The 23,440-nt window shown below is 66.6% G+C and carries 24 protein-coding genes and 1 pseudogene; 5 read left to right on the top strand and 20 right to left on the bottom strand.

Annotated elements, in window-relative coordinates; all coding sequences use genetic code 11:
• Positions 1–62 precede the first annotated feature (62 nt).
• The 9 genes from ACYVD7_RS00395 to ACYVD7_RS00355 all read right to left on the bottom strand — a co-directional run bounded on the left by ACYVD7_RS00395 (position 63) and on the right by ACYVD7_RS00355 (position 7,518).
• Positions 63–386, bottom strand: coding sequence for a Rieske (2Fe-2S) protein (locus ACYVD7_RS00395; RefSeq protein ID WP_460757998.1), 324 nt, complete (start codon positions 384–386; stop codon positions 63–65).
• 58 nt (positions 387–444) lie between these two features.
• Complete coding sequence (locus ACYVD7_RS00390) at positions 445–975, bottom strand: GNAT family N-acetyltransferase (RefSeq protein ID WP_460757996.1); 531 nt, start codon at positions 973–975, stop codon at positions 445–447.
• A 2-nt stretch (positions 976–977) separates the two neighbouring features.
• Positions 978–1,268 (bottom strand): hypothetical protein, encoded by a 291-nt coding sequence (locus tag ACYVD7_RS00385; RefSeq protein ID WP_460757993.1) that lies wholly within the window; start codon positions 1,266–1,268, stop codon positions 978–980.
• 61 nt (positions 1,269–1,329) lie between these two features.
• Complete coding sequence (locus tag ACYVD7_RS00380; RefSeq protein ID WP_460757992.1) at positions 1,330–2,589, bottom strand: cysteine desulfurase; 1,260 nt, start codon at positions 2,587–2,589, stop codon at positions 1,330–1,332.
• Entirely contained in the window at positions 2,586–3,881 is a 1,296-nt protein-coding gene (gene sufD / locus ACYVD7_RS00375; protein WP_460757990.1) for a Fe-S cluster assembly protein SufD, read from the bottom strand. Before sufD ends, ACYVD7_RS00380 begins: the two co-directional genes overlap by 4 nt.
• A 172-nt stretch (positions 3,882–4,053) precedes the next feature.
• Entirely contained in the window at positions 4,054–4,818 is a 765-nt protein-coding gene (sufC, locus tag ACYVD7_RS00370; RefSeq protein ID WP_460757989.1) for a Fe-S cluster assembly ATPase SufC, read from the bottom strand.
• A gap of 100 nt (positions 4,819–4,918) precedes the next feature.
• On the bottom strand, positions 4,919–6,382 hold the full coding sequence (gene sufB / locus ACYVD7_RS00365; RefSeq protein WP_460757987.1) for a Fe-S cluster assembly protein SufB: 1,464 nt from the start codon (positions 6,380–6,382) through the stop codon (positions 4,919–4,921).
• A 17-nt stretch (positions 6,383–6,399) separates the two neighbouring features.
• Complete coding sequence (locus ACYVD7_RS00360) at positions 6,400–6,873, bottom strand: SUF system Fe-S cluster assembly regulator (protein ID WP_460757984.1); 474 nt, start codon at positions 6,871–6,873, stop codon at positions 6,400–6,402.
• Between the two features lie 78 nt (positions 6,874–6,951).
• Positions 6,952–7,518 (bottom strand): cytochrome C, encoded by a 567-nt coding sequence (locus ACYVD7_RS00355; protein WP_460757982.1) that lies wholly within the window; start codon positions 7,516–7,518, stop codon positions 6,952–6,954.
• Positions 7,519–7,643: 125 nt separating this feature from the next.
• On the opposite strand from ACYVD7_RS00355, the pseudogene ACYVD7_RS00350 reads away from it, so the two are divergent.
• Positions 7,644–8,105 (top strand): annotated as a pseudogene (locus ACYVD7_RS00350) (SET domain-containing protein); the annotation flags it as partial.
• 606 nt (positions 8,106–8,711) lie between these two features.
• Entirely contained in the window at positions 8,712–10,964 is a 2,253-nt protein-coding gene (locus ACYVD7_RS00345; RefSeq protein ID WP_460757980.1) for a DUF5916 domain-containing protein, read from the top strand.
• A gap of 160 nt (positions 10,965–11,124) precedes the next feature.
• Here ACYVD7_RS00345 and ACYVD7_RS00340 read toward each other — a convergent pair whose 3' ends face one another.
• The 9 genes from ACYVD7_RS00340 to fusA form a co-directional block, all read right to left on the bottom strand.
• Positions 11,125–11,694, bottom strand: a complete 570-nt coding sequence (locus tag ACYVD7_RS00340) for a PIN domain-containing protein (protein WP_460757976.1) — start codon at positions 11,692–11,694, stop codon at positions 11,125–11,127.
• Positions 11,695–11,707: 13 nt separating this feature from the next.
• Entirely contained in the window at positions 11,708–12,412 is a 705-nt protein-coding gene (locus tag ACYVD7_RS00335; protein ID WP_460757975.1) for a hypothetical protein, read from the bottom strand.
• A 7-nt stretch (positions 12,413–12,419) separates the two neighbouring features.
• Positions 12,420–13,115, bottom strand: a complete 696-nt coding sequence (locus ACYVD7_RS00330; RefSeq protein WP_460757973.1) for a hypothetical protein — start codon at positions 13,113–13,115, stop codon at positions 12,420–12,422.
• 343 nt (positions 13,116–13,458) lie between these two features.
• Positions 13,459–14,049 carry a DUF1439 domain-containing protein gene (locus tag ACYVD7_RS00325; protein WP_460757972.1) on the bottom strand — a complete coding sequence of 197 codons (591 nt, stop codon included), beginning with the start codon at positions 14,047–14,049 and terminating at the stop codon, positions 13,459–13,461.
• Between the two features lie 145 nt (positions 14,050–14,194).
• A complete protein-coding gene (locus ACYVD7_RS00320; protein WP_460757970.1) occupies positions 14,195–14,608 on the bottom strand; it encodes a hypothetical protein in 414 nt (137 codons plus the stop codon).
• Positions 14,609–14,776: 168 nt separating this feature from the next.
• A complete protein-coding gene (locus ACYVD7_RS00315; protein WP_460757969.1) occupies positions 14,777–15,508 on the bottom strand; it encodes a LysE family translocator in 732 nt (243 codons plus the stop codon).
• 9 nt (positions 15,509–15,517) lie between these two features.
• Positions 15,518–16,120, bottom strand: coding sequence for a pilin (locus tag ACYVD7_RS00310; protein ID WP_460757966.1), 603 nt, complete (start codon positions 16,118–16,120; stop codon positions 15,518–15,520).
• 131 nt (positions 16,121–16,251) lie between these two features.
• Complete coding sequence (locus tag ACYVD7_RS00305) at positions 16,252–16,404, bottom strand: hypothetical protein (protein WP_460757963.1); 153 nt, start codon at positions 16,402–16,404, stop codon at positions 16,252–16,254.
• A gap of 159 nt (positions 16,405–16,563) precedes the next feature.
• Entirely contained in the window at positions 16,564–18,627 is a 2,064-nt protein-coding gene (gene fusA / locus ACYVD7_RS00300) for an elongation factor G (protein ID WP_460757962.1), read from the bottom strand.
• A gap of 364 nt (positions 18,628–18,991) precedes the next feature.
• On the opposite strand from fusA, the gene ACYVD7_RS00295 reads away from it, so the two are divergent.
• The 3 genes from ACYVD7_RS00295 (at position 18,992) to ACYVD7_RS00285 (ending at position 21,083) form a co-directional block, all read left to right on the top strand.
• The gene (locus ACYVD7_RS00295) at positions 18,992–19,429 is read left to right on the top strand and encodes an OsmC family protein (protein WP_460757959.1); all 438 of its coding nucleotides are present in this window, start codon (positions 18,992–18,994) and stop codon (positions 19,427–19,429) included.
• Positions 19,430–19,526: 97 nt separating this feature from the next.
• Positions 19,527–20,213, top strand: a complete 687-nt coding sequence (locus tag ACYVD7_RS00290; protein ID WP_460757957.1) for an alpha/beta hydrolase — start codon at positions 19,527–19,529, stop codon at positions 20,211–20,213.
• A gap of 102 nt (positions 20,214–20,315) precedes the next feature.
• Positions 20,316–21,083, top strand: coding sequence for a glycine zipper 2TM domain-containing protein (locus tag ACYVD7_RS00285; RefSeq protein WP_460757956.1), 768 nt, complete (start codon positions 20,316–20,318; stop codon positions 21,081–21,083).
• Positions 21,084–21,181: 98 nt separating this feature from the next.
• Here the strand turns inward: ACYVD7_RS00285 and ACYVD7_RS00280 are convergent, their stop codons facing one another.
• Positions 21,182–21,979, bottom strand: a complete 798-nt coding sequence (locus ACYVD7_RS00280) for an SDR family oxidoreductase (protein WP_460757954.1) — start codon at positions 21,977–21,979, stop codon at positions 21,182–21,184.
• A 366-nt stretch (positions 21,980–22,345) separates the two neighbouring features.
• Positions 22,346–23,224 (bottom strand): PhzF family phenazine biosynthesis protein, encoded by an 879-nt coding sequence (locus tag ACYVD7_RS00275; protein WP_460757953.1) that lies wholly within the window; start codon positions 23,222–23,224, stop codon positions 22,346–22,348.
• Positions 23,225–23,440 lie beyond the last annotated feature (216 nt).

The raw sequence follows: 23,440 nt of genomic DNA, 5'->3' as shown, positions 1-23,440 counted from the left end.
GGCGCAGACAGTTTAGTGAGAACAATTCTCAAATGCAAACGATTCTCGTTTGCCGAAGTCGCTCATTCGCGATCGTCGCGGGTCCAGACGCCGACGTCGTCCACCTTCACCGGGAATCGCGCCACCGGCTCATAGGCCGGTGCGCACAGCGGACGCCCATCGCGCACGTCGAACTTCGCGCCGTGCAGCGCGCATTCGATCGTGGCTTCCTCGCCATCGAACTGGCCGGCGGACAACTCGAAGTCCTCGTGCGAGCACTTGTCCTCCAGCGCATAGAAATCGCCGTCGTAGTTCACGACCAGGATGGGGGTGTCGCCGTCCCACGCGACGGTGGATTCACCCGGAAGCAGCTGCGAAGAGGCGCAGACGAAAACCCAGTCGCCCATGGTCAGGTCCCGATGTCGTTTGGCAGAGTTTGAAGAGACTCTGGGAAGACGCCGCCGATCAGAGGGTCTTTTCCAGTAGTTCGAACTGCAGATCCTGGCGCTTGGGCAGGCCGAACATTTCCTTGCCATACGGAATCTTGGTGCCGGTGCGGCGATAGCCACGACGCTCGTAGAAATCGATCAGCTCCTGGCGCACGTCGATCACGGTCATGCGCATCGTGGGCAGGTGCCACTCGTCGCGCACGATGCGTTCGGCTTCGCCGAGCAGGGCCTTGCCGATGCCCGCACCCTGCAGTTCCGGACGCACCGAGAACATGCCGAAGTAGCCAGCGCCGTCCTCCACCGCCACGTGCCCGCAACCCAGCAGTTCGAGCGAGCCGTCCGCGGCCGCGCGTTCGCAGACCAGCAGCACGCTGCCGGCGCTGTCGATGCAGCCGCGCACTTCGTCGGCATCGGTGCGGCGTCCGCCGAGGATGTCCGCCTCGGTGGTCCAGCCCTTGTGCTCGCCTTCGCCGCGATAGGCGGCTTCCACCAGCGGCACCAGGGCAGGGATGTCGGAATGAGTGGCGGGGCGGAACTGGATGTCCATGCTTATCCGAGGAGTCGTGAGAAATAGGGCCAGAGCATGAGTGCCAGCAGCACCAGCACGGCCGGGATCGCCAGCATCAGGATCAGCCGCAGTGCGGTGCCGGCCCGGCGCTGGATGGACTCGGCGCGGTCGTTGATGCGTTCGATGCGTTCAAGTTGCTTCTGGTACATCCCCATGTGCTCGCGCTGTAGCTCCAGCGCGGCGCGCTGGTTGTTGCGGATTTCCCGCAGCAGCGAAACCACTTCGGTTTCGGAATGATCGGAACCCTCGGAATTCGGATGATCGGTGCTCATGCGTCCTCAGGGTCCATCCACGCGATGCCGCAAATCTTATACCGGGCCCGCACGGATCCGCCTACGCCAGCAGCCTGCGCACTTTGCGCAATGCGGCGACGAAGGCGTCGACTTCCTCGTGCGTGTTGTAGAACGCGAAGGACGCCCGGCACGTCGCCGGAACACCGAAGTGGTGCATCAGCGGATGCGCGCAGTGGTGGCCAGAACGGATCGCGACGCCCTCCAGGTCCAGCAGCGTGGCGAGGTCGTGCGCGTGCGCGCCTTCGACCAGGAAGCTGATGACGGCCGCCTTCTCGCGCGCGCGGCCGAAGATACGCAGCCCGTCGACCTTGTCCAGCTCCTCGGTCGCGTGTCGCAGCAGTTGCTGCTCGCGTTCGTCGGTGTTCGCCATGCCGAGCGCCGACAGGTAATCGACCGCAGCACCCAGGCCGACGAAGCCGGCGATGTTGGGCGTACCCGCTTCGAATTTGTGTGGCGCGTCGTTGTAGACCGTGCCCTCGAAGCGCACTTCCTTGATCATCTCGCCGCCACCGATGAACGGCGGCATCGCGGCCAGGTGTTCGCGGCGTGCCCACAGTGCGCCAGTACCGGTCGGGCCGCACATCTTGTGGCCGGTGAAGGCGTAGAAGTCGCAACCGATCGCGGCGATGTCGACCGCGCGATGCGGCGCGGCCTGTGAGCCGTCGATGGCGGTGACGATGCCGCGCTTGCGGGCTTCGCGACAGATCTCGCGCACCGGATTCACCGTGCCCAGCACGTTGGAGACGTGCGTGAGCGAGAGGATCTTCACTTCCGGCGTAAGCAGTGCGTACAGCGCATCCAGGTCGAGTTCGCCAGCCGCGTTGATCTCCGCGACCTTGATCGTCGCACCAGTGCGCTGCGCCACGAGCTGCCACGGCACGATGTTGGCGTGGTGCTCCATGCGCGTGAGTACGATCGCGTCGCCCGGCTGCAGGCGCGGCAGCGCCCACGAGTACGCAACGAGGTTCAGCGCGAACGTCGTGCCGCTGCACAGCACCAGTTCGTCGGCGCGCACGTTGAAGAACGAGGCCAGCTTGCGTCGCGCGCCTTCGTAAGCGTCGGTCGCTTCGGTGCCGAGCGTGTGTACGGCGCGGCTGACGTTGGCGTTATGGCGACGGTAGAAGTCGTCCACGGCCTCGATCACGCTGGCCGGCTTCTGTCCGGTGTTGGCCGAATCCAGATAGACCAGTGGCTTGCCGTTGACTTCGCGGGTAAGCAGCGGAAAGTCGGCGCGGACGCGGCTCCAGTCGATCGCGTCCCCAGCGAGCGCAGTAAGACCGGGATGGGATGAGATATTCATGCCGGCTCCAGTCGTGCGAGCGCCGCATCAAGCCGGATCGCCAGCGAATCGCGCAGCGACGCGTCTTCGACGACGTTTAGCGTTTCGCGACAGAACGCTGCAGTCAGCAACGCCCGTGCCTGTGCTTCGGGAATGCCGCGGCTGCGCAAGTAGAACATCGACGTGGCATCCAGCTGGCCGACGGCCGCGCCATGTGCCGCCTGCACTTCGTCCGCGTGGATCTCCAGTACCGGCTGGGTGTCCATTTCGGCGCCCACTGACAGCAGCAGGTTCTTGTTCGACAACTCCGCGGCGCTGCCATCGGCGCCTTCGCGGATGGTGATGCCGCCGTGGAATGCGGCCTTGGAGCGCCCGGCGCCGAGTCCGCGCCATAGCAGGTCGCAGCGCGTGTCGCGGGCGACATGGTCGATGCCCAGGCGCGTGTCGAGATGGCGCTTGCCATCGGCGAGCAGCACCCCATTGGCGAATACCTGCGCGTTCTCGCCCTGCAATGCGACGTTGAGTTCGTGGCGCGAGAGTGCGCCGCCAAGTTCAAGGTCGAGGCGGCGATAGTGCGCATCCCGCGCCAGCACGGCGTCAGTGCGGTTGATCAGCGACGCGCCGGTGGATTCGTCCTGCACGCGGACGTGCGTGAGGCGCGCACGCGCAGCCAGGTGCACATGGGCGAGGCTGTTGGCGAGGTGGGTGTGCGCGCTGCCGGCAAGATGGTGTTCGACCACCGTCAGCTCGGCGTCAGCGCGCAGTTCGATGAGATGGCGTGCATGGGCGGCGATGTCGCTTCCCGCGGAAGCGCCGACAAAAACCAGGTGGATCGGCAGTGTCGAACGCGCGCCTTCTTCCGCGCGCAACACCACGCCCTCGTCCGCCAGTGCGGCATTCAGTCGCGCGAACACCTCGTCGGCACGGTCGAAGCGGCGGGCGAGGAAATTGACCTCGCGCTCGCTGCCATGCGCCAGCAGTTGCGACAGCGGCTGCAGCGCAATGCCAGCGGGCAATCCGGTGGTGTCGCTGTGCGCCCCATCGAAGCGACCGTTGACGAACACAAGTCGCGGCGCCGGGATGTCGGTAAGCAGCGCGGCGTCGAATACGACGGGTTCCGCGACAACGGTGCCGAACGTCCGGCGTTCGAATGCCCGCAGCGGCGTGTATTTCCAGCGTTCGCTGCGCGTGCCGGGCAGGCCGTCGCGCAGGGCGGCTGCCAGCGCGTCGCGACGCGCGTCGCCAAGCCCCGCGGCATCGCGGTTCGGCAGCGCGTCAAAGGCGGAGGCGAAGGAGTCGAGCAGGGCGCTCATGGGCGGTCCCCGCGATGTCCGGGAACTAAAGCTGTCATCCCCGCGAAGGCGGGGATCCAGCGCCGTTGTTGCCCGATCACCGGAGAAGGCAACGTCGCTGGGTTGACCGGCTGGCGCCGTTGAAAGGCGCTTCCGCCTTCGCGGGAAGGACGAGCAAGGGCAACAGCGACCATCACGCCGATGCCTCCGGCGCAATGCGATCCTTCAGCCACGCATAGCCATGCGCTTCCAGCTGCAGCGCCAGTTCCGGCCCGCCGCTCTCGACGATGCGTCCATCGGCCAGCACGTGCACGACGTCCGGCTTGATGTAATCGAGCAGGCGCTGGTAGTGGGTGACGACGAGGAAGGCGCGGTCAGGCGATCGCAATGCGTTCACGCCTTCGGCGACGTTCTTCAGTGCGTCGATGTCCAGGCCGCTGTCGGTTTCATCGAGGATGGCGAGCTTGGGTTCAAGCAGCGCGAGCTGGAAGATCTCGTTGCGCTTCTTCTCGCCACCGCTGAAACCCTCGTTGACGGCACGCTGCAGCAGGTCGTCCTTGAGGTGCAGCACCGCCAGTTTCTCGCGCACCTTCTTCAGGAACTGCATCGAGTCCAGTTCGCCTTCGCCACGCGCCTTGCGCTGTGCGTTGAGCGCGGCGCGCAGGAAGTAGGTGTTGTTCACGCCCGGGATCTCGACCGGGTACTGGAAGGCGAGGAACACACCGGCGGCGGCGCGTTCTTCCGGCTCCAGCGCCAGCAGGTCGCGGCCTTCGAAGTGCACGGAGCCTTCGACGACTTCGTAACCCTCGCGTCCCGCGATGACATTGCCCAGCGTGGACTTGCCCGCGCCGTTGGGGCCCATGATCGCGTGCACCTGGCCCGGCTGCACTTCGAGCGAGAGGCCCTTGAGGATGTCCTTGCCTGCGACGCGGACGTGGAGGTTTTCGATCTTCAGCATGTTCAATCTCGTTGTCGTTCCGAACCGCAGGTGAGGAACCTGCCTTCGTCTTTCGTTCGTGAATCAGATCCCTCGCTACGCTCGGGATGACAGGAAAAAATCAACCCACCGCGCCTTCCAGCGAGACTTCCAGCAGCTTCTTGGCTTCCACCGCGAACTCCATCGGCAGTTCGCGGAACACGCTCTTGCAGAAACCGTCGACGATCATCGACACCGCGTCTTCCTCGCTGATCCCGCGCGAGCGGCAGTAGAAAAGCTGGTCGTCGCTGATCTTCGAGGTCGTCGCTTCATGCTCGACGGTTGCGCTGGGGTGTTTCACCTCGATGTACGGGAAGGTGTGCGCGCCGCACTTCTTGCCGATCAGCAGCGAATCGCATTGGGTGTGGTTGCGCGCGCCTTCGGCGTTCTTCTCCACGCGGACCAGACCGCGGTAGGAATTCTGGCCGCGACCGGCGCTGATGCCCTTGCTGACGATCTTCGACTTGGTGCGCTTGCCGATGTGGATCATCTTGGTGCCGGTGTCGGCCTGCTGGCGATGGTGGGTGAGCGCCACCGAATAGAACTCGCCGGTCGAGTCGTCGCCCAGCAGCACGCAGGACGGATATTTCCAGGTGATCGCCGAACCGGTCTCCACCTGCGTCCAGCTGATCTTGCTGCGCGCACCGCGGCATTCGCCGCGCTTGGTCACGAAGTTGTAGATGCCGCCGACACCGTTCTCGTCGCCCGGATACCAGTTCTGCACGGTCGAGTACTTGATCTGCGCGTCTTCCAGCGCGACCAGTTCGACGACCGCCGCGTGCAGCTGGTTCTCGTCGCGCATCGGCGCGGTGCAGCCTTCCAGGTACGAGACGTAGGCCTTTTCCTCGCACACGATCAGCGTGCGTTCGAACTGGCCGGTCTCGCTGGCGTTGATGCGGAAGTAGGTGCTCAGTTCCATCGGGCAGCGCACGCCCTTCGGAATGAAGACGAAGGAGCCGTCGGAGAACACCGCCGAATTGAGCGCGGCGAAGTAGTTGTCGTGCGTGGGGACGACGCTGCCGAGGTACTGCTTCACCAGGTCCGGGTATTCGCGGATGGCTTCCGACATCGAGCAGAAGATCACGCCTTTCTCGGCCAGTTCCTTGCGGAAGGTGGTGCCGACGGAAACCGAGTCGAACACCGCATCCACGGCGACGCCAGCCAGTTTCGCCCGCTCGTGCAGCGGCACGCCGAGCTTCTCGTAGGTGTCGAGCAGTTCCTTGGGTACCTCGTCGAGCGAGGCGTACTTGGGGCCCTTCGGCGCGGAGTAGTAGCTGATGGCCTGGAAATCGATCGGCGCGATGTCGAGCTTCGCCCAGTGCGGCGCGGTCATGGTCAGCCAGTGGCGGTAGGCGGCCAGGCGCCAGTCGGTCATCCACTCGGGCTCGTTCTTGCGCGCGGAAATGGCGCGGACGACATCTTCATCCAGGCCGGGCGGCAGCGATTCGGATTCGATGTCGGTGACGAAGCCGGCCTCGTACTTGCGGCCGAGCTGCTCGCGGATCTCGCGATTCGTCTCTACGGTGTCGGTGATTTCGGTGGCCATGGGGCTGCCTGTACTGCTCATGCGTTGGCGAGGCGCAAGTCGATGCGCTTCGCCGTGGGTGTGGTGGGTTTCGGCGGCGGCGGTGCCAGCATCTGGGCCAGGGTGATGGCGCGCAGGGCGTCGATCACCACATCGTTGATGCGGTTCCAGTTGGCGCGCACGCCGCAGGACTGCTCGATACCGCAATTGCCGGCGTGGACGCTGCATTCGGTCATGCCCAGCGGGCCTTCGAGCGCTTCCACGATCTCGATGAGCCCGATCGCCTCCGCCGCACGCGCCAGCCGGTAGCCGCCATTGGCGCCTCGGGCGGCGGCGACCAGTCCGGCCTGCGCCAGCGGCTTGAGCACCTTGGCGACGGTTGGCGTTTCCAGCCCCGCGCGTTCGGCCAGTTCCGAGGCACTCAGCACCGCGTCCGGCGCACTGGCGTGGCGGGCGGCGAGGACGGTCATCACGACCGTGGCGTAATCGGTGAGCTTGGCGACGCGAAGCATGGTGTGGCTCTTAATCCGTACCGGAATTGTACGGATTGAGCGTCCCCGGGCCAAGTCCGGGTCGATGAATCGGGTAAATCAGCCCTTGCTAGCCGGTGGCGGCTGGCTCGCAGGCGGGGAGGGCAGGACCCACTGGACATAGGGGGATGGCGGGGTCTGGCCAGGAGGCAGGTAGGCGGGGGCTTCCCCGTCGGCCGGGCCCAGCGAGCGGATGAACCGGTAGATCGCCACGCGATCCCGTTCCTTCATCGCCCGCAGCGTGAAATCCGGCATCGGCGGACGGGCGTGCAGTTCACCGCTGAACTTGAGCCAGGCCGCTTCGTCCATGCCCTGCACACGGTTCCGCAGATTGGTGGCATAGGTCGTGCCCCAAGGGCCGTTCCAGCCAAGCGGGTTGCCTGCCAGCCATTGCTCTTTGGGAATGTTGCCTGCGGCCTGGGCATAACCGGGGGTGTGGCAGTCGTTGCATCCGCCGATCCGGACCAGGTACTCGCCTTGAGCCATCAGGTCGGCCGCTTCCCCGCTTCCACTCATTGCCGGGTCGGGAGCCGCCGCCGACGCGGCGAGGGCCGGGGGATTGCCTGCCTGCTGACAGGCGCCCAGGGTGAGCAGGAGCAGGGGGAGCGTCGTGCGGGGTGCGGTCATGGGGCTTCGTCCGTCGCGGGGTAGTGGTGTGTGACTACGGGGTGCCGCGCGGCAACCGGACACCGACATGGCGGCTCCAGCGGGCTTCGGGCGACAATGGTCCTTTGTCGATTCCGGAAACGCAGATGCCCAGCAAGATCGCCACCCGTCGCTCCGCCATCCACGGCAATGGCATGTTTGCCATCGCGCCGATCAAGAAAGGCGAGCGGCTGATCGAGTACAAGGGCCAGCGCCGCACCCATGCGGAAGTGGACGCGGGCGACACCGGCGACGTGGATTCGGGCCACACCTTCCTGTTCACGCTCAACGACGAGTACGTGATCGACGCCAACCACAACGGCAACGCGGCACGCTGGATCAACCACAGCTGCATGCCCAATTGCGAGGCGGTGCTGGAAGAGGACGACGGCGACGACCGCCGCAAGGACAAGGTCTTCATCGAGGCCATTCGCGCCATCGCCGCGGGCGAGGAGCTGTCCTACAACTACGGCATCCGCCTGGAAGAGAAGCACACCGCGGCGCTGAAGAAGGTCTGGGAATGCCGCTGTGGCTCGCCGGGCTGCACCGGCACGATGCTCCAGCCGAAGTCCGAGAAGAAGAAAAAGAAGCAGGAAAAGCTCAAGAAGTTGAAGGTGAAGGAAGCACGCAAGGCGAAGGAAGCCGGCGTGGGCTGAGCTGTACGCCACGCACGTAATCACGGGTGGCTCACCCGTCCCCTGGCGACGTACTGAGTATTCCCGCCCGTTCAATTCGAAGGGCGCCAACCCACACCGCTCATCCTGAGCCTGGCGAAGCGGAGTCGAAGGATGTCCCGGAGCCGGTCGGTCCCCGTGCACGTCGCCCTTCGACTTCGCGCCTGCGGCGCTACGCTCAGGGTGAGCGGGTGCCGGCCGCATTACGTCGCAGATGTCCCGCCTCGCGCCGACAAACGCATGTCGTCGCGAAGCCCCTGCAACCCCTGACACCTTGGTGTTCCCGAGGCGCCGCGGATGAATCAGGGCACGCCTGCCCGGCGCAACGCCTTGAACCGAAGGCCGCTGCCTGCCCCGATGCACGACATAGGCAATTGGTTGGCATGACTTCCGCCATTCGGTAAATGCCGCGTTCGGCAATACGCTGCCGCCACTTCGTGCGGGTGTCGCACGCGGCGCCCGTGAATGCGGGCGACGACCATTCCTGCAGACGGGCCCTGCATGCGCGCAACACTGACTACTGCCATCCTGGCCGCGCTTGCCGCGCCTTCCGCCTTCGCTGCCGTCACCGTCGATGGGCGCATCGATCCCGCTGAATGGCAGGGCGCGCAGCACGTCACCGACTTCCTGCTGACCCAGCCGCTGTCGCGCGCCGCCGCGCCGCAGCCGACCGAGGCCTGGATCCTGGCCACTGAAGAAGGCCTGGCCATAGGCTTCCGCAACCTGCAGGGGCCGCAATATCCCCGCACGCGGCAGAAGCTGCAGCGCGACCAGAGCGCGCAGGTCGACCGGGTCAACCTGTACGTCGACTTCGATGGCGACGGCCGCATCGGCTACAACTTCACCGTGCTGCTGTCCGACAGCATCCAGGACGGCACCATCACCAGCGAGAACCAGTTCAGCACCGACTGGGATGGCAACTGGCGCCACGCGGTGACCGAAGACGACGCCGGCTGGTCGGCGGAAATGCTGATCCCCTGGCACGTCGCGACCATGCGCGACGTCGCCAATGGCACGCGTACGCTCGGCATCCAGCTGGACCGCGTGATCGGCGCCACCGGCGAGCGTGCCTCGTGGCCCGCGGTGAGCTACCAGGAATCGCGCTACCTGAGCGCGTTCAACAAGGTGGAAGTTCCGGCGTACAGCCAGTCGTTGCTGGCGATCACGCCGTACGCGTCGATGGTGTTCGACAACGTCGCGCACAAGTCGGACTTCGACGGCGGCGCGGACATCTTCTGGAAACCCAATGGCCGCTTCCAGCTCAGCGCCACGCTCAATCCGGATTTCGGCCAGGTCGAGAGCGACCAGCTGGTGGTCAACTTCAGCGCGACGGAAACCTTCTTCAGCGACAAGCGGCCGTTCTTCACCGAGAACCAGAGCTATTTCGACGTCCCGTTCGGTTCGCTCAATTCCAGCAACAAGCTGATCTACACCCGGCGCGTGGGCGCACCGACGGACGACCACAACGGTTCCGGTGATGTCACCGCGGCGGTGAAGGTCAACGGCAGCGTCGGTGCGCTGAATTACGGCGTGTTCGCGGCGACCGAAGCCGACGAGGTCGGTCGCGATTTCTACGCCGTGCGCGCCACCCACGACGGCGACAAGCAGGGCATCGGTGCGATGGTGACGCGGGTGGAGCGGCCGTTCCTGGACCGCGTGGCCAACGTGTACGAAGTCGACCATCGCTGGACGCCCAATCCGCAGTGGTCGATCCGCACGGCCATCGTCGGATCCGATGTCGACCAGGGCGGCAGTTCCACGCGCGATACCGGCGTGCAGACGCGCATCGACTGGGACATGGGCGACGGCTGGCGCCAGCAGCTGTACCTGCTGCACCTGGGCGGCGACCTGCAGCTCAATGACTTCGGGTACCTGGAGCGCAACAACTACAACTACGGCCGCTATGACTTGGGCAAACGCTTCACCAACCTGCCCGAGACCTCGCAATACAGCGCGACCGACTGGCACTGGGCGGTGTCGCGCCGGGTCAATGACAACGGCGTGCACATCGCCGATGCCGCAGCGATAAACAGAAGTGGCCAGTTGCGCGATGGCGGCAATGATTTCATGGAGCTCGCGACGTGGACCGCTGGCCACGACGACCTGATCCTGCGCGGCAACGGCATCGTCAACATGCCGGCGAAGTACTTCGCTTTCTACGAGCGGAACCGCCCGCGGCAGGGCGACGGCCACTGGAGTCTTTACGGCAACGTGCGCCTGGCCTCGGAGGGTCTGGACACGCCGGGCAAGGTTGCGTACCAGCTCAATTTCGAGCCGACTTTCCACGTCAACGACCGGCTGAGCTTCTTCACCGGTTGGTACTACGAGCACAATCCCGACTGGCTGCTGTGGCGCGGCGACAACCTGGTCGGCAGCTATGACGAGGACATGCTGCTGCTCAATGCCGGCACCGTATGGCTGGTCAACGACAGGCAGGAACTGCGCGTGCGGTTGGAAGCGATCGGCCTGGACGGGAAGGCGCGGAAGGCGTGGCGCGTCGCCGACTCCGGCGAACCGCTGGCATCGAACGAGGCGATCGCGGATGTCGGCCTGCGCAACCTGGGCTTCCAGGTGCGCTACCGCTACGAACTGGCGCCGCTGTCGTACCTGTATGTCGCCTACGTGCGCGGCGGTTCGTTCTTCGAGGAAGGCGTGATGGGCGGCTATCGCGCGCGCGACCAGTTCCAGGATGCGTTCGACCTGCGCGACAGCGAGCAGTTGCTGGTGAAGCTGTCGTACCGGTTCGAGCTGTAGGCCGACTACCGGATACGCCCCAGTCGTGCCGAGCTCTGCTTGGCGCCGCTACTCGAGTAGGCAGAGTGTGCCGAGCAGAAGTCGGCACTACAGCGGTGGGATGCAATGCATGCCGGAAGGCTCGGGTGGCTGCGCGATAGCGAGCCACTGCGTATTGCTGTCATCCCGAATGAAGTGAGGGATCTGCTGTTGCGGGTGCAGGCGCATTGCGCGCCGCTTCCCAGTGCTCCCATTGCTGCGGCGTCAGCACCGGGAACAAACCTGAGCGCTGCAAGCGTCGGTTCATCGACAGCAGGTGGTGGTCACGGCTGAGCAGCCAATTCGCGCCAGTGCGCAAGGCGAGTTCGAGGAATTTCTGGTCGTCGGGATCGCGGCAACGCGGCAGCACGTCGCTTGCCGGCGGCGCCGATGCGTCGGCCGGTGTCGAACCGGTTGTGTCAAGGACGTTGCCGACCTCACCACCACCATCGCCCAACAGCACGACCAGCGCGTCGAAGCGCGCCAGCCGGTCCGACTGGGCGTCGTCGTCCAGCTTCCATTGCGGATAGGCGAGCACGCGCTGCCATTCCCCGCGGCAGGCGGCGTCAGTGACGGCTTCGATACGGCGTTCACGCAGGGCCGCGTGCAGCGTGGCGACGCGTGGATCGGCGAAGACGAAAAGGTCCAGGCACACGTTCGTGTCGAGCACGATGCGCGGAATGGACGGAGTGGGCGGCGGGGCGTCGGTCATCGTCGGCGCGCGGCTACAGATCGTCTTCGCCGGGGAACGACACCGACAGCTCGTCCACGACGACCAGGCGGCCCTGCTGCGGGTACTTCGGATCGTCGCTGGAGAACGTGGCATCGCCGATTGGATAGGCGTGGGCGGGATACTCGCCTTCAACGCTTCCCAGCCGCCAGTTGCGATGGATCGCGACATCCGCGGGCGGGGCGAGCGTGCCGCCGTGCAGGTCCATGACGGTGCCGCCGTAATCCCAGCCCAGTCCGGTGAACTGGATGGGTTTGCCGTTGCGACGGACCAGTTCCGCCAGCGTCATGCCCATGGCGATGCCGTTGTCCAGCTGCCAGCGCGAGTCGCGTTCGAATACGCGCACCAGCGACAGGCCGCGGAGTTTTTCCGCGTCCTGGAAATACAGGTAGGCGCGGCGGGTGCTGTCGTCGGGGAACAGGATGACCCCGTGGAAGGTTTCGCCTTCGGCGCCCGGGACTTCGCCGTCCTTGACGTTTTCCGCACGAAGTCGCCGGGCAGCGTCCAGGTGATTTGCGCGGGTTCGGGCGTCGGCGTGGCAGGCACAGGTGCCGGCTGCTGCGAACCCTGTGCCGGCGGCGCAGCGGGCGCGGCCGGGGTCGACGTCACCGGAGCCGTCGCTGTTCCTTCCGGTGCCGGTGCGCACGCGCTTGCGGCGCACGCGCAGGCGACGGCGAACACCAGCGCGCGACTGCTGCAAAGGAACCTCATTGCGGCGGTTGCACGGGGCTTGCGGCCGTGTCGACCACCGGGTGGATGCGTGCGGAACTGATCCGCCACGCGCGTTGTTCGTCGCTGGCACCGTCGACGACGGAGCGGCGCAGGACATAGGTGCCGGCAAAGCGATGCTGGCTGCCGTCGCGACGCGTGGCGGTGATGGCGACGGGAACTTCGATGTAGCGCGAACCCGCGGCGCCCTCGACATCGCCGGGCGCCATCACTTCCAGCGACACGCCGGTGGTGTCGGCGAATCCGCCCGCGAACTGTTCCGGCGACTGCCGGCTGGCGCGGCCACCATCGGCCCATTGCGACTGGGCACGACCGAAATCGCCGGCGTTGATGGCCGCGTAGTAGTCGCGCACGACGACGATGGCGTCGTCGGTCGAGGGTTCGGGCAGGGCGATCGGCGTAACGTCGGGGCCGGGCGTCGTGCCATCGACGGCAGCGCCGTCGGGCGGCAGCGGATTGCCGTTTCCATCCACCGCCACCTGCGTTGCCTGCGGTTCCGGCGCGCCGATGTGGCCTGGGCCGGGGCGGTTGGGCATGCCGGTCACGCCGGCGCGCGTTTTCTCCGGCGCGGGCAGCTGGTCGGCGGCGTCGCCGGTGGCGCCGGAGGTGTTGGCGGCATCCTTTCCGCAGGCAGTGAGGGTCAGCAGGAGAAGGAGCGTTGCAACGGAGCGCATGACGGGTTCTGGCAGCAGGAGTCGGAGTGGGAGGGTAGACGGACCGGATCAGGCAACGCGGACACACATCGCAGATCACACATCCCAGATCAGGCGAATCAATCGAAACGGATCACTCCACCTGAATCAGATCGGCTTGATCAGACCGGCCTGATTTCAAAGCGGCCTGATCCAAATCGGCCTGGACCAATCGGCCTGGACCAATCGGTCCGAACCATGCAGGCCGGGTCTGGACAAGTCGGATGTCGTCCCGAGCGTAGCGAGGGACCTGTTTTTTCGGCGAAACAGCTGATCCCTCGCTACGCTCGGGATGACAGGCAAATGCAGTGACCCCTTGGGGGCTTCAATTGTCGCCCAGGTGGACCACCACTTGCCCACCTTCGATTTCCGTCCGGCCGATGCGGCGCGCGCCCAGCTTGTCCAGCAGGTTGTTGTCGAAGCGGTAGACCGGCTCCTCGCGCGCGTACTCGCGCAGCCAGTTGTTGAGCAGGCCGCGGGTAGTGCCGTTCATCACGCCGCCCAGGGCGGGCATGGCGACGTCCTCGATGGTCGGGTCTTGCAGGTGCAGGCCGTGGGTGGCCGGATCAAAACGCAGCGCGCTGGTGAGGGCGAAATGGCCGCTGGGCTGGCTGCTGTCGGCACCGAGCGCGCCGATGCCCAGGTCGAAGTCCAGGCGCAGGCGGCTGGAGCCTTCCGGGATCGACAGGCGCGGGTTGAGCAGTGTCATCGACACCAGCCCGCCGAGCTTGTCGTAGTGCTTGGGGAAATTGCGGTCCAGCGAATGCTGCAGCTGCGGTTGGGTGAAATTCACCTGGTTGCCCAGCAACGCGGTCACCGCGTTGAGGGTGGAGCAGCCGGCCAGCGCGAGACCGGCGGCGGCTGCGATGCACAGGAGGACGATCTGCAGGACATGGCGGCGCGGGCGCAGGTTCATGGCGGGGGCCTTGTGGGGACTGGGTTGCACCATACCCCCGACGGATGAACCGCATCCGGCCGCGGGTGCGTGCCGGATGCGGTGCGCCAGGCGCATCGTTCCAGGTGCGCCTTACTTCAGGTGCGTCAGGTCAGGCGCGCGGGTTTTAGGCACGCGGGTTCAGATAGGCGACCAGCACGCCCAGCACCACCATGCGCAGGCTGTCGAAGATCAGCTGCTTGTGCACCAGCGCGGCCGGCATCGCCGAAACGACGTAGTAGATGAGGAACTGCGGAATCACGGTGAGGAACGCCACCGCGATGCCGAAACGCACGCCCTGCGCCAGCGTCGAACGACCGCCGGTGATGCCCTGGCGATAGATCCACGTCATCGCGAAGCCGATGCAGACGTCGGCGATCATCATCCACTGCATCAGGCCGTTGGCTTCTTCCTGGGAACGCATCACCGTCCCCACCAGCGCGTTGTAGTCGTTGGCCAGCAGCAGGCCGTGCACGACGAAGCCGAGCAGCATCGTGGCGATGGTCATCACCACGCCTGAAATCCAGAAACGCTTGTCCATGGGTCCCCCGATTGGTTTGCGGACAGGTTCGAACGAACGGTAGTCGGCAGGTGGGGGCTGGCGACGCGCCGATCCTAGCGCGCCCTTGGGCGACGCGGCGAACCGGATGAACCCGCCAAGCCGGAAGGCGGCGGTCCGTAGTGGCCGACTTCCGCGCGCGCAGCGGGCTCAGCTGCGCTGCTGCAACGCCAGGCGCAGGCCCAGGCCGATGAAGAACGTGCCCAGCACCCGCTGGCGCCATGCCGCGAACCGCGCGTTGCCGCCCATGCGGCGGCCGAAGTGCCCGACCGCGACGCTCAGCACCGCGCTGTTGCTGAAACCGATCATCGACAGCAGCGCGCCCAGCACCAGGAACTGCAGCCACACCAGCCCGCGCTCGGGGTGGACGAATTGCGGCAGGAACGCGAGGAAGAACAACGCCACCTTCGGGTTGAGCACGCCGGTGGCCACCGATCGCCAGTACACGCCGCGCAGCTGCGGGTCGGGCTTGCCGGGGACGTCGCCGGGGATTTCAACCAGGTTGGTTTCGAAAAGGTCGGCTTCGACAAGCTTGCCATCGACAATGTTGGCTTCCAGCAGGTCGCCCTTGTCGCTGGCGGGAGCCGACGGCGAACTGCGCCATGCCTTGATGCCGAGCCAGACCAGATAGGCGGCGCCGGCGAACTTGAGGACATCGAAGGCCAGCGCCGAGGTCGCCAGCACCGCGGACAGGCCCAGCCCGGCGGCCAGCGCATGGATCAGCGTTGCCGTCTCCAGTCCCAGGCCGGCACGCAAGCCGCGCGCGGTTCCACCGGCGGCGGACTGCGCCACGATCCACGCCGTGCCGGGGCCGGGAATGACCACCAGCACCGCGGCGGTGGCGAGGTAGGCGAGCAGGGTCGGGGTGTCGAACAGATGCATGGTCCGGACCTACCTGCAGGCGGACAGATAGCGCGGCAGGTCCGGGTCGCCTTCGGCGCGGCAGTCCCATTGCACCTGTCCATCTTCCCGTGCGGACGGGGTGAAGCTCAGCCGGCTGCCGGCGGCGAACGGCGGCTTGAGCAGGACGATGACGCGCCCTTCGCCCCCGACGTCGATCGACTGCACGTACCGGCCCTGGCTTGCGGCTGCCGCAGGCAGCCCGGCCCCTGCATTCGAGACAGGCCACTTCCCCATGGTCATGTAGTACTCGGTGATCGCGGTGCGATACATGGCGGCGCTGCTGGCGGCCTCGGCCGCGATGCGGCGCTTGTCCTGGTCCTGCGCCTGCTGGTCAAGCGCGTCGCGGCTGCTGCGCACACTGCGCTCGACGGACGCGTCCAGTTCGCTGGCGATCTGCTGGGCCTGGCTGCGGGCGCGGTCGAGGTCCACCTGCGCAGCTGCGGGCTGTGGTGCCGCCGTGGCGGCGAGGACAGCGACGATTCCCGCGTGACGCGGCGCCGCGACGAAGTGTTCGTACAGTCCTAGCGCGACTGCGCTGCCGAGCAGCGCACCGGCGAATGCGATGAGGAAGCACCCGGATGGGGCTTTCATCAGGTTGCACGGGGCGCGGCCCGCAACGTGGGCTGGATGGGCGGTAAAAAGACGTCGCGTGGCTGTTACTGCCGCGCGCTCAATGCCGCAGGCTTCGGTCCGGCGCGTTTGACACCGCGCGCTGCGATGCGTCAGCCCAGCAGCCCGCCCAGCAGCGAATGCGACGGCGAGTTGTTCATCAAGGCCCAGGCGACGGCTGCAAGCAATGCGAAGCCAAGCATGGTCCGGGCCAATCGTTCCCCCCGGTTCGTGATCCGGGTCGGTCTGCCAGCGTTCATGGTCATCCCCCTGTTGCAGGAGGGATGAAACGCCTGAAAACGCTTCGTTTCCGCGATTGAAGTCACAACCCGGAATTCGCCCTTGCCGTTCGTCCGCCAACGGCCAGCAAAGCGCAAAACGCGTCACTCTCGGGCATGACCCGGGAATGACGCGTTGATGGCTGTTCAGTCTTCTTCCACTCGCGGCTTGTACGACTCGATCAGCTTCTGCTGCACCGGTGTCGGGACCGGCTCGTAGTGGCTGAAGTCCAGCGAATAGCGCCCGCGCCCGGCCGTGACCGATTTCAGCTCCGCCGCATAGCCTTCCAGTTCCGACAGTGGCACCTGGGCGCGCACCACTATCTCGTTGCCGCGCGCCGAGTCCGTTCCGCTGATGCGCGCGCGCTTGCTGGCCAGGCCACCGCTGATGTCGCCCATGTGCTGTTCGGGTGCATTCACTTCCAGCTCGACGATGGGTTCCAGCACCTGCGGCCGTGCCTTGGTGATCGCATCGAGGAACGCCTTCTTGCCCGCGGCGACGAAGGCGACTTCCTTGCTGTCCACGCTGTGGTGCTTGCCGTCGTAGACAATCACGCGCACGTCCTGCATCGGGTAGCCGGCGATCGCGCCGTGATGCAGCACCTGGCGCACGCCTTTCTCCACCGCCGGCAGGAACTGGCCGGGGATCGTGCCGCCCTTCACCTCGTCGACGAATTCGAACCCGCCGCCGCGCGGCAAGGGTTCAACGCGCAGGAACACTTCGCCGAACTGGCCCGCGCCGCCGGTCTGCTTCTTGTGGCGATGGTGACCTTCAGCCTTGCCGCTGATGGTTTCCCGGTAGGCGATGCGCGGCGGGCGCGACTTCACTTCCACGCCGTGCTTGTCTTTCAGCCGCTCCAGGTTGACGCGCAGGTGCAGGTCGGAGAGGCCGCGGATCACGGTTTCGTTGGTTTCGGTCTCGTGTTCGACGGTGAAGCACGGATCCTCTTCGGCGAGCTTGTGCAGCGCGGTCGAGAGTTTCTGTTCCTGGCCCTTGTGCGCGGCCTCCACCGCCAGGCCGAACATCGGCTTGGGGAAATCGAGCGGCGCCAGGTGGATCTGGTCCTCGTCGTGGCTGTCGTGCAGCACGGCGTCGAAGTGCAGTTCCTCCACCTTCGCCACCGCCGCGATGTCGCCGGGGATGGCCTGGTCGATCTCGACGTGGTCCTTGCCCTTCACCTTGAACAGGTGGCCGACCTTGAACGGCTTCTTGCCGTCGTCGACGAACAGCTGCGTGTCCTTCTTCACCGTGCCCTGGTAGACGCGGAAGATGCCGAGCTTGCCGACGAAGGGATCGTTGACGACCTTGAAGACGTCGGCGATGACGTGTTTCGACGGATCGGGTGCCGCTTCGACAGGTTCGATGCCGTGGCCGTTGAGTTTGTGGAACGGCGGCGGGTTGGCTTCGGTCGGGTTGGGGAAGAGCTTCTCGGCGACGTCCAGCAGTTCCTTCACGCCGACGCCGCTGCGAGCGGAGCAGAACAGCACCGGCACGAGGTGGCCTTCGCGCAGGCATTGCTCGAAGGCGTCGTGCAGTTCCTGCCCCGACAGGCCGCCTTCGCCCAGGTCGAGGTAATGCTCCATCACCGTTTCGTTGATCTCGACCACCTGGTCGATGATCTTCTGGTGCCAGTCGGCCACGGTGCCCAGGTCACTGCCGCCGGTCGTGTTGCCGAAGCAGTCGATCACCGCCTTGCCGCCGTCGGCGGGCAGGTTGAGCGGCAGGCATTCGCTGCCGAAGGTGTCGCGCAGGTCGTCCAGGACGCGCGCGCTGTTGGCATCGGCGTGGTCGATCTTGTTCACCACCAGCACGCGGCAAAGGTTGCGCGCCTTGGCGTACTCCATCATCCGGCGCGTGCCGTATTCGATGCCGCTGTCGGCATCGACGACTATCGCGACGGTTTCCACCGCCGCCAGCGCCGAGAGCGCGGGTCCGCGGAAGTCGGGATAGCCGGGGGTGTCGATCAGGTTGACGTGGATGCTGGGCTGGCCGGGCGCGCCGTGGTCGATGGAGGCGATGCCGACGTCGAGGGAATGGCCGCGCTGCTTTTCGATCGGGTCGAAGTCGGAGACAGTGCTGCCGCGTTCGACGCTGCCTGCTGTCTGGATCGCGCCGCCGGCCTGCAGCAGGGCTTCGAAGAGCGTGGTCTTGCCGGCGGCGGGGTGGCCTGCCAAGGCCACGTTGCGGATGTCAGGGGTCGAGTAGGACATGAGGCCGTTTCTCCCATGGTTGGGTAGGGCGGTTCGCCCAATAGAAAGGCCGTCATGGCTGTCCGCGTCGGAAGCGCTGCCTTCCGAGCTGGCGCTCGGCGAGGGCTGTCATGGCGGGTACCGGCGGGTCGCCGGGAAGGAAACCTTCCCGCGGATTCTGGGGCGGGTCAAGGTGTTTCGGCTTTTGCTCTTGACTGTGCCTCTTTTCGGGCCCCGTAGCGGAGCGGCGGGGGGGCGAGGAAGACAAGAGCCACAGCCACAGCCACAGCCACGCATTGAAGACGTGGTCGTCATGTGGCGTGTCCGGTGCACAAACCTAACAACCAAGGCGCTAGGCTATCGGCCCTTTTCAAGGAGCATCGACATGGCCTTCAAGCGCTACGCAGACGCGGTATGGCAGGGCGACCTGCAAGCCGGCAAGGGCAGCATGAGCACGCCGCAGAGCGGTCTGTTCGCCGAGCAGAACTATTCGTTCAAGACCCGCTTCGGGGATGAGAAGGGCACCAATCCCGAGGAACTGCTGGCGGCGTCGCACGCGGGCTGTTTTTCGATGGCGCTGTCGGCGGTGCTGGGCAAGTCGGGCTTCACGCCGGACCGGATCGACACCCGTGCCGAAGCCACCATGGAGCCGGGCATGGATCCTGGCCCGACGATCACCGGCGTGCACCTGATCGTCAACGCGAAGGTGCCGGGCATCAGCGCCGAGCAGTTCGAGCAGATCGCGCAGGCAGCCAAGGCCGGTTGCGTGATCTCGCGTGCATTGGCGGTCCCGGTGACGCTGACGGCAACGTTGCAGGGTTGAGTGCGGCTGCTCGCGACTTCGGTAGAGATCCGCGGCCACCGCGGGGGCGACTTCCGACGCCCCCTACGGCTCGAACAACGGGCGTGAGCCCATCCCGATGAGCGGCCCCGTCCGGCATGCCTTGCTGATCCACGGCGCGGGCGGCGGTGGCTGGGAGTGGAACGCCTGGCGCGGGGTCCTGGCCGGGCACGGGATCGATGCCATTGCGCCGGACCTGCAGCCAGCCCCTGCAGGATTGGCGGGGACGCAGCTGCACGACTACATCGACCAGGTGCGCGCGGCGATCCAGCGGCTGCCGCGGCCGCGGGCGCTGGTCGGTGCGAGTCTGGGCGGTCTGGTCGCGATGGGCTGCGCGGACCTCGCCGATGCGCTGGTGCTGGTCAATCCGCTGCCGCCTGCGCCCTGGGCGAACCAGCTTCCCGCCCGCGAGTGGCCTGATGTCGTGCGCTGGTGGATGGACGCCCGCCTCGAATCGACCCGTCGCGCCCTGCCCGATGCCGACGACGCCACCGCGATGCTCGCGTTCCGCCACTGGCGCGATGAGTCCGGCCCCGCGCTGCGGGAAGCGCATCGCGGACTGGCGATGCCGCGACCTGCGTGCCCGGTGCTGTGCGTCGTGTCGACGCAGGACGAGGACGTGCCGCCTGCGCTCACACGGGCGCTGGCGGCGGAGTGGCAGGCGAGCCTGCTGGAAGCGCCTTCGCCCAGCCACGTCGGTCCGCTGCTGGGGCGCTCGGGCCCGGCGGTGGCTGCCCAGGTTGCGGCGTGGCTGTCGGCGGGGTGAACGGGCGCGGCGCCTGGCCGGTTGACCCGGTTCGATTCAGCCGACGTTGACCGCAGCGGACCCACGATCCGCGCACGCCATCCCGGCGTCCGGAGCACCCACATGAAGCGCCTGTTCGTCTCCTCCCTGGCTGTATGCCTCGCCGCGACCACCGGCCTCGCCAGCGCCCAGGGTTACCGTTCCGACTCGTCCTACCAGCAGTCGGGCTATGACCAGGATGGTGCCCGCTACGACTACGCGCGGGTGATTCGCGTCGACCCGGTGTTCGACTCGCGCTACGCATCCGGCTCCGGTTACGCCACCAGCGGCCAGAACTGTCGCCAGCAGCAGACCTACGTGGGCGCCGGTGGTACTGGCAGCTACGGCAACAACGGCTACTACGGCGATGGTTACAGCGGCAGCTACCGCGGTAGCTACAACGGCGGCAACTATGACCGCGGTTACGGCAGCAACGACGGCTACTACGACCAGTACGGCAACCGCCGCAACACCGGTGGCACCCAGGCCGGTGCGACGGTGGCGACGGTCCTCGGTGGCATCGTCGGTGCCGCGATCGGCAGCCAGGTCGGCGGCGGTAGTGCGCGCTACGCCACATCCGCGATCGGTTCGATGGTGGGTGGCATGGCCGGTCGCCAGATCTACGACCAGTCACAGCGCGAACGTGGTCGTGTCGGCACGGTGACCGTGTGCGATCCCGAACCCGTCAATGGCCGCTACGGCGACCGCTACTCCAACAACCGCTACTCCAGCGATCGCGACGTGAACGCCTACGACGTCACCTACGAATACGCCGGCCAGCAGTACACCACCCGCACTAATTACCACCCCGGCGACCGTATCCGCGTCCGGGTGGATGTGCGGGCCGAGTAAACGTCAGTCCAGGTTGTCGAGGAGGGGCCTTCGGGCCCCTTCTGCGTTCTGGTGCGCGGTGGACGGATTACACGCCTTGCCTACGCCATCCGCGCGCATCACTTGATCTTCAAGCGGCGCGCCAACGCCGTGTACCAGCGCAGCGGCAGGTAGCGCTTGAACCACACCGCGACACGTTCGATGCCGGCGATGGTGACCTGGTAGCGGTCGGCCTCCACGGCACGCCAGATCTTCTCCGCGCATACCAGCGGATCCATGCCGGCGTCGATGTCGTGGTCCGACCGGCCGTAGGGCGTGCCGCCGGGGCCGAGTGCGTTCTTCGAGATGTTGGTGCGCACGAAGCCCGGGCAGGCGAGGGTGAATTTCACGCCTTGCTGACCCAGTTCGATCCGCGCGCAGTCGAAGAACCCGTGCAGCGCGTGCTTGGCTGCCGCGTAACCGGTGCGGCGCGGCAGCGCGATGTGGCCGAAGACGGAACTCACCACCACCGCATGCCCGTCGCCACGCGCCACCCATTCCGGCGCCAGTGCCTTGGTGAGTGCGATCGGCGCGAACAGGTCGATCTCGAACAACTGCCGGTACGCCGGCATGCCGGTGTCGAGCATCGCCGTGCGCTGCGAGATGCCGGCGTTGTTGACCAGCACGTCGATGGGGCCGAAGAACGCGGCGGCCTGTGCGGCCAGCGCTTCGGCGTCGGCCAGTTGCGACAGGTCCACCGGGAGCACGGCGACGTCGTCCGGGCGCGGGCAGGCCTGGCGCACGCGTTCCAGCTCGGTTTCGCGGCGCGAGGAGATCACCAGCTTCGCGCCGCGTTTTGCTGCGAGCAGGGCCAGCGCCTCGCCTATGCCGCTGGAGGCGCCGGTGATCCAGATGACTTTGTTGGCCAACTCGGTCATGTCGCGCTCCGATGGTTGCGGCGGGGGGTCGTCGTGGCAGGTCGTCGGCGTGCCTGCGTGCGCTGCCCACCCCATGCCGTCATCGCGAGCGTAGCGGGGATTTGCAGGCGGCCGCAAAGGCACAAGGCATCGGTCCGCGATCGATCTGCAGGAGGCGCGGCGGCGATGAAATGCTGCGGGGTCGCATTCGGGCTGTACGTCGCGCGAGTGCGCCGCAATTTGCACGCTTTTGGGGGAGGGACTGAACAAGCCGGCTTTGGCTCGTCATTCCCTGGAAAGCGGGAATGCAGCGCCTTTGCTCTCAATGATTGGAAGCCGCTGGATCCCCGCATTCGCGGGGATGACGGCGATTGCCCGGATCTTCCTTCAGGAGGTCCAATCGATTTCGCCGGTCACCACGTCGCAGACACGACCACCGGACCAGACTTCGCCGTCGGCATCCACGTGCAGGTCGATGATCGCGTCGTGGCCGACTTCGCGTCCCTGGCTGATGCGATAACGGCCATCGGCGCTGGGCAGCGCATTGCGGGATGCCAGCCACGCGGCGAGGGTCGCGTTGGCGGCGCCGGACGCGGCGTCCTCGAACCGGGCCGGAGCGCCGACGAAGGCGCGCACGGCGTAGTAGTAGACCGGGTCCGTGCTGCGGGCATAGGCGAACAGGCCCATGCTCTCGGTTTCCTGGGCCAGCGCCGCGATGGCGTCCCAGTTCGGTTGCGCGGCGCGCAGGCTGGCTTCGTCGGCGATTTCCGCCAGCCACCAGCGACGGCCACCGTCCATCAATGCCAGCGACTGCGAGCCCAGGGTCAGGCCGCGCAAGGCTTCGACGAGGCGCGGATCCTGCGGCGTCGTGGTTTCCAGCACCTTCGCGCGTGGCGTGCGCACGGCGATCGTGCGGGTGCGACCCTCGCCGACCACGCGCAGCGGCAGCACGCCGGCAATGCCTTCCTGCATCAGCAAGCCGTCGCGCGGGGTCGCCAGGCCGGCTTCCATCACCGCATGCGCGGTGCCGACGCTGGGATGCCCGGCGAAGGGCACCTCGCGGCGCGGACTGAACATGCGGATGCGGTAGCTCGCGCCCGGTTGGGTGGGCGGGAACACGAAGGTGGTCTCCGGCAGCCGCGTCCACTTCGCGATGGCCTGCATCGCGGTGTCGTCCAGACCTTGGGCATCCAGCACCACGGCCAGCGGGTTTCCATCACCCGGGTGGCCGGCAAATACGTCCAGTTGCAGGTAGCGTCGCTTCATCGTGGTGGGGTTCGACGGGGGCGCGCAGCTTACCAATCCACGGGGCTGTGGATGGCGCATTGCACGCGGCCGTCGATTCCTGCCTCGCCATTGGCATCCGGCGGGGTTCGAAGCCGTGGCTGGCGACTCGGCCACCGGCTACCGGCCACGGCCGCCGGGAGCGTCGGACGATGCAGTTGCCAAGGCCGGGCGCACGGCTGGCTGGCATGGCATCCG

This window comes from Lysobacter fragariae, from assembly GCF_054779775.1.
The sequence above is the reverse complement of the archived record's forward strand: the minus strand, read 5'-3'. Positions and strand labels throughout refer to the sequence as shown.